The sequence below is a fragment of the Nocardioides agariphilus genome (genome assembly GCF_015352445.1).
Taxonomy (GTDB): Bacteria; Actinomycetota; Actinomycetes; order Propionibacteriales; family Nocardioidaceae; genus Nocardioides; species Nocardioides agariphilus.
Genome location: NZ_JADKPO010000043.1, coordinates 23,833 through 30,363, shown reverse-complemented (window position 1 = coordinate 30,363; position 6,531 = coordinate 23,833). Strand labels below are relative to the sequence as shown.

General features: G+C 70.4%; 3 protein-coding genes. 1 reads left to right on the top strand and 2 read right to left on the bottom strand.

Annotated elements, in window-relative coordinates:
- Positions 1-353: 353 nt before the first annotated feature.
- Positions 354-1,829, bottom strand: a complete 1,476-nt coding sequence (locus ISU10_RS21050; protein ID WP_194698415.1) for an esterase/lipase family protein — start codon at positions 1,827-1,829, stop codon at positions 354-356.
- Positions 1,830-1,843: 14 nt separating this feature from the next.
- A complete protein-coding gene (locus ISU10_RS21045; RefSeq protein WP_194698414.1) occupies positions 1,844-4,159 on the bottom strand; it encodes a CHAT domain-containing protein in 2,316 nt (771 codons plus the stop codon).
- Between the two features lie 162 nt (positions 4,160-4,321).
- On the opposite strand from ISU10_RS21045, the gene ISU10_RS21040 reads away from it, so the two are divergent.
- Positions 4,322-6,517, top strand: coding sequence for a CHAT domain-containing protein (locus ISU10_RS21040; protein WP_194698413.1), 2,196 nt, complete (start codon positions 4,322-4,324; stop codon positions 6,515-6,517).
- Positions 6,518-6,531 lie beyond the last annotated feature (14 nt).

The following is a 6,531-nucleotide window of genomic DNA, read 5'->3' as shown; positions in this document are numbered from 1 at the left end:
CCGCTGGTTGAGGAAGGCGCGCTAGCGCCTGTCTCGAAACCAGACCACGCCGCCCCCGCCGCTGGTTGAGGAAGGCGCGCCAGCGCCTGTCTCGAAACCAGACCACGCCGCCCCCGCCGCTGGTTGAGGAAGGCGCGCTAGCGCCTGTCTCGAAACCAGACCACGCCGCCCCCGCCGCTGGTTGAGGAAGGCGCGCTAGCGCCTGTCTCGAAACCAGACCACGCCGACCACCATGGTTTCGAGACGGTTGCTGCGCAACCTCCTCAACCAACGGGGGACGCAACCTCCTCAACCAACGGGGGACGCAACCTCCTCACCCACCAGGGGACGCAACCTCCTCAACCAGCAGGGCGTCAGCTCGGCAGCCAGGTCAGAAGCCGCGCGCGCACGTCGTCGTTGCGGAAGTAGCGGTTGTGGTTGACGGCGGCGGTCGCCGGTAGCAGCAGGACATCGTCCTCGGCGATCGGGAAGCCGGCGGCCATCAGGTCCCAGCAGCCCTTGGTCGGCACGACGAGGTCGTTGTCGGCCGCTGAGAACAGGAGGTCGACGCCGGCGTCCTTGACCACGGTGCCGAAGGGCGAGTCGGCGCCGGGCTCGAAGTCGGCCGCGATGGCGCGGAGGCGGGCCTTCGCGGCCGGGCGGGCGTTGAGGCCCTTGAGGTAGGGCTGGTCGGGGTCGGGGTTCATCGACATCAGGCCGTCGAGCCCGCCGACGGCGCCCACCGCCAGCTGCTTGACGACCGCGAAGACGATCTCCAGCACCTCGGTCACGCCGGTGTCCGGCACGAACTGCGCGAGGTTGGTGAACCGGTCGAGGAGGTCGGAGAGGTGGTCCTTGTCGGCCAGCACCGTGCCGGCGTTGGGGGCTGCCACCATCAACACGCCCTGGACATCGAACGCCTCGTGCGCCGCGATCTCGCGACCGACCAGGCCACCGCGCGAGTGGGTCACCAGGTCGAGCTCGAGCGGCTCGTCACCCGGCACGAGGGCGGCGAGCGCGTCGGCGTTCTCAGCCGGCGTCACCGAGACCGTCGGGTGGTCGAAGGCGATGACGCGACCGTCGTACTTCTCGTGCAGGGCCGTCATGGTGGCCTGGTCGAGGCCGCCGAAGCCACCGTGGGCAGTCGAGAAGGTCCCGTGCACGAACAGCAGGGCCCGCCCTTCGCGCACGGTGTCCCAGTCCGCCGCCGCGAGCGAGTCGGACGTCGACCTGTCATATCCGGGCACGCTCATCCAACGCACGCGGCTCGGGCGGTTCTTGGCCTCCCACTTGCTCACGAAGAAGTCGGCCGCCCGGCCGACCGCCTCGTCGACCAGCGGGAAGACCAGCAGCTTGAGGACCTTCTTACCGATGGCCCCCAAGACACCACGGTCGTCCCCGTCCGGGCCGGCGTCCGGGTCGGGGACGGGGGGCACGATGGCGCGCGGCACCCGGTAGGTACGGCGGTCGCCGCCGCGGGTGGGCACCTGGTCGAGAGGCACGTCCACGGGCAGGTGCCACGACAGCGTGCCGTTCTCGGCGGCGTACAGCAGGACCTGGCCGAAGCCGTCGCCGGGCGCAGGCACCTCGAGCTCGATGTCGTCGCCCGCGCCGACGGAGCGGGTGCCCTCGGACGGAGCGGTCGCCTCGTGCTCGGAGATGACGACCGACAGCTGCTCTTGGACATCGGCGGCCTCGAGTGCCGCGAAGAACTCGTCGGTCGTCAGTTCCTCCCCGCGCATGCCGGGGTCCTGCGGGCGCTGCACCTCTACGACGCCCGTCATGTTGGGCGTGACGATCCGGACGTCCTCGACGAACACCTCGCCGTCAGGACGTAGCTGCTCGGCCATGGTTCTTCCTCTCGTCAGTTCTCGTGGTTCAGGCGCAGTCGGGGATGACCGAGGACCTGGTAGGAGATCACCGTCGGGTCAGCCGTCTGGTCCCCGCCGCTGACAGCGTCCTGGGTGTAGAGCGCCCTGAGCTGCCGCACCGCCTCCGCGACCGAGACGTTGCCGCCGCTTGTCGCCGTCCCCCAGGCGTTGGCATAGAAGCGCCGAGCGAACTCGGCCGCAACGGTGTCGCGGACGTTCCACAGCGGTGCGACCACCGCGGCCGCGCCGACCTTGACCAGGGTCGTGGCGAACCCGCCGTAGTTGCCCAGCACCTGCTCGTCGGATCCCACCTGACAGGCGTTGAGGAAGACGAACGGCCCGTCGAGCCGGCCGTTCTCCAGCATCGTCGGAGTCAGGTAGCGACCGACGGCACCCCCCGCCGGGCTCTTCTCCAGCAAGACGATGCCCTGCTGGTTGCCCTCGTTGTCGAACTTGCCGTGGACGGCGGCGTGCACGAGCTTGCTCGGCGGGTCACCCTTGAACAGCGCGATCACGCTCGCCAGCTCCGGCACGACCTCGACGGCCCTGGGTTCGAAGAGGCCCGACACCTCTGCCGCCTCGGCGAGGGCGCTCTCGAGCACCGGGAAGGTCGGCACCCCGGTGTAGTCGGCCGTCAGGACGGCGGCGCCGCTGACCACCACGGCAGGGGCAGGAGTGGGATCCGGGCGTTCGTCATCGCTCAGTGGCCACCGGGAGATCGCCGCATGGGCGCCGAGGAAGGGCGCGGTCTTCTCGGCGTCCGGCACGACTGACGCGAGCTCGTCGAACCAGGCCAGCTCCCAGGGCACGTCGACCTCCTCGGTCAGCAGGAGGATCGCCGGTGCCGTTGAGCCCGAGTGCTGCACCGTCGCGGCGATGGCCTCTCGGATCCCTTCGGGGATCGCCTCGCCGACCCGCCTCGCCCGACCGGCCAGCTCCAGCCATCGGCCGAGCGGCGAGCCGGCATCGCGCTCGAGGAACATCCGCCGGATCTCGGTGGCGAAGGCGTCGGCGTCGGCCTTCTCCAGACGCGTGGTGCTCGGCAGGTCCGGCACCGAGACCGCATCCATCGACGTGTAGGCCGACCACACGTAGGAGTCGGCACCCACGTCCGATCTCATCACCGACACCGCCAGGTCGGGAGGCTGGCCGCCCACGAGTGAAGCAAGACCCAGCAGGCGGCCCGGAGGCTGTGGCGCCACCGCATCGGCGACGCGGTCGGCCGAGTCGGCGGCGACCACGGTGCGCCAGGCGACCGCGACCACCTCGCCACCGAGCATCAGCTGAAGGCCGATGCGTCGCTCGGCGGCAAGGTTCTCGCCGTACTTCGCGACGCAGTCGAACCTGGCCTCCGGGAACCGAGCCAGCGGGGTGACGCTCAGGTCTGCCCGTGAGGTGGGAGTCGCACCATCGGCTCCGGAGACGACCTCGATCGACTCGGGGTCGAAGAGCAACGTCGCCTGCAGCGTCACGTTGGAGTCGGTCGGGAGGCTGACCGCTCCCGTGTCCTGGGTCTCGCGGCTGCGCCGGGCCTGCAAGCCGACCGTCACGGTGAACGGCTGGTCGACCACCACCACATCCGGACGGTCGGTGCGGGACTCGACATCGAGCCGCGGATAGGACTTCGCGTCGTCGTCACCGCGCAGGACCGGCTCCCCACCCGGCGTCGGATCCAGCGGTGGTGCGGGCTCGGGCAGCTCCTCATCACCCACGGGCTCCTGGCCGTCGGAGGGAGGTTCGGCCATCGACATCTCGGACTCACGCCACCAGCGGTACGGCGGGCCGGCGGCCAGCTGGGCACGCGCGTCGGCGACCTCAGCGACCAGGTCGGCCACGTCTGCGTCCGCAGCCGCCGTGAGGTCCGCGATGCCGCGCTCGAGCCGGGTCATCGAGGTGAGGGCTGCCGCTCGCACGAGCGCCTCCCTGGCCTCCGCGCCCGGCGGCTGTGTCGCTGCCACCCGGAGGAGCTGGCCCACGGGGAAGCGACGGGGATCGGTCACCCGCACGACGGTCATCAGCATCCGGGCATCACCCGATGTCGCGATCGCGGCCACGAGCTCGGCGGCCTCGTCGGGCGAGAGCACCATCAGCAGCTCGGGATCCGCTCCTGGGGCGTCGGCGTCGCTGGCGGCGCGGATGGTCTGCGCAGCCGCCCTGCCCCGCTCGACGTCGGCGTCGGTCGGCTCGGGTGGAGTGTCGAGCAGCGGATCCGGCCCCATCCGGTCGAGCGTTCCGAGCACCCGCTCCCGCGCGGCTGCCGGCCAGGTAGCCACGGTCTGCTCGATGGCCGTGCGTGCGTCCGAGCTCATGCGTCCTCCCGCTCGCCAAGAGCCCCCCGGGTCTGCGCAGATACACGCCGATCAGGTCGAGCGGCCCCGACCGGTACCTGCGGCAGGTAACTGCGACAGGTATCTGGGAGCTCCCGCTGCGCTCTAGTCTGGTGTCGTTTCCGCACTGGGGAAAGAGCGCACATGGGCGACCGGCGCTACCAGAACTTCGACCTCTTCTTGGAGCAAGAAGGCGAAGGGCGCTACGAAGCGCGGGTGACCAGCTCCCCCGTCGGGGACGCCGCGAACTCGTCGTTCCAGCTGCCGTTCGACGCGGTCACCCTCGAGAACCTGCTCCTCAAGCTCGACCCGGGTCGCTCGGGGATGCGCGGGCCCGACGACCCGGTGCGACAGCAGGCGGCCCGCGACTTCGGGGGCCCGCTGTTCGACGCGGTGTTCAGTGGGGAGGTCCTCTCGGCGTGGACACGCAGCCTGGAGAAGGTGCGCGACGAGCCCGACTCCGGGCTGCGGCTGCGGCTTCGCCTCAAGGAGGCCCCGGCGGTCGCCGGTCTCCCCTGGGAGCTTCTGTACGACGCCAAGAACGGCGCGTTCCCTGCGCAGTCCGAGCGCACTCCCCTGGTGCGCTACCTCGACATCGGTCAGGAGCCACGCCCGATCAAGGTCGACGGTCCGCTCCACGTGCTGGTGGTGATCTGCTCCCCCACCGACCTCGACGAGCTGGACGTCGAGGCCGAGTGGGCGCGTATCGAGAAGGCACTGGCCGCCAAGACCAAGCAGGGCCTGGTGGTCGTCGACAGACTCAGGCCCCCGACCCTCGATGCACTCGGACAGTGGCTCAACGAGCACCGCGCCCACGTCATCCACTTCGTCGGCCACGGCTCGTTCGACCCGGTCAGCGGGGAGGGCTGCATCTACTTCCAAAACGAGCGCGGCAGCAAGGAGCAGGTCACCGCAGCCGAGCTCGGACCCTTCGTCCACGACCACGACCCACTGCGCATGGTGGTGCTGAACGCCTGCCGCTCGGCGCTGACCGGCGCCGCAGATCCGTTCGGAGGCATGGCTCAGGGCTTGGTACGTCAGGGCGCCGACGCCGTCGTCGCCATGCAGTTCCCCATCAGCGACTCGGCCGCCGTGAAGTTCACCGGTGACTTCTACGCCGCTCTCGCCGAGGGCCGGCCCGTCGACCAGGCGGTGACCGAGGCCCGCAAGTTGATGCTCGCCAACTTCAGGAGCGAGTGGGCGACTCCGGTGCTGTTCCTGCGGGCGCCCGACGGCACCATCTTCGACGGGGTCCACGCCGGCGGCTCCCGGGGTGGCAACCTGCTCCGGCGTTCCACCGAGCAGCTCACCGCCCTCGCCCGCGGTCATCCCCGGATCGCGATCGCCGTGGTCGCTGCCTGTGTCGCGGCGCTGGCCGCAGCCGTCATCGTGCCGCTGGCACTGCGGGACTCGCTGCCCACGTCGGCGAGGCTTGAGCCGACCCAGCTGCTCGTGGCCGCGGGGGACAAGCCCACGAGCCGGCACATCTGGTTGGCGGACCTGCGCAACCCCGCCAACACCCACCGACTCTCGAAGGGCGGGCCGATGGAGTGGCTGCCGGTGATCAGTCCTGACGGGCGGACGATGATCTTCTCGCGCAGCCGGACCACCGGTGGCAACACCTACATCCTCTGGGTCGCCGCGGTCGACGGGAGCGGTGACGAGCCGTTGTTCGGCAACGACGCCCCAGACCAGTGCCGCACCAGCCAGGGTCGTCCCGCCTGGATCCCCGGCACCGACCAGCTGGTGATGCGATGCGTCAACGACCAGGACGAGCTGAGGCTGGTGCGCGTCGACGTCGGCGGAAGGATCCTCGACACCTACACCGTCAAGGACCGCAACCTGCAGGTGCTCAAGGGCGTGGGAGACCCGACGGTGTCCCGCGACGGTCGCACCATCGTGGTCTTCGCCGCGCTCGACCGTGGCAGCCAGCAGGGCTCGCTCTACACGATCGACGTCACGTCGGGCACGTCCCGCCCGCTCAAGGCTGCCGTCGGCACGACGACGTACAGCGATGCGGTGTTCTCGCCGGCAGCTGACCAGCTCGCCTATCGCGTCGACACGGGGACCGACGCAGGCTTCGAGGTCGCGCTCGCCGACATCGCCGACGGGCAGCTGGTCAACGATCGCGTGATGAGCGGCAGCGTGCCCGGCCGCGACGAGGACCCCGTCTTCTCACCCGACGGCAGCCAGCTGGTCTACACCCACTCACCCAAGGGCCAGGAGAATCAGGTCAGGCAGCTGTACGTCGTCCCGGTCGACGCCAGCGCAGCGCCGGAGCAGCTCGTGGTCGAGGGCCTGCCGGCGTTCCAGTCGGTGCCGGCCTGGTCACGCCGATGATCCGGCCACGACGA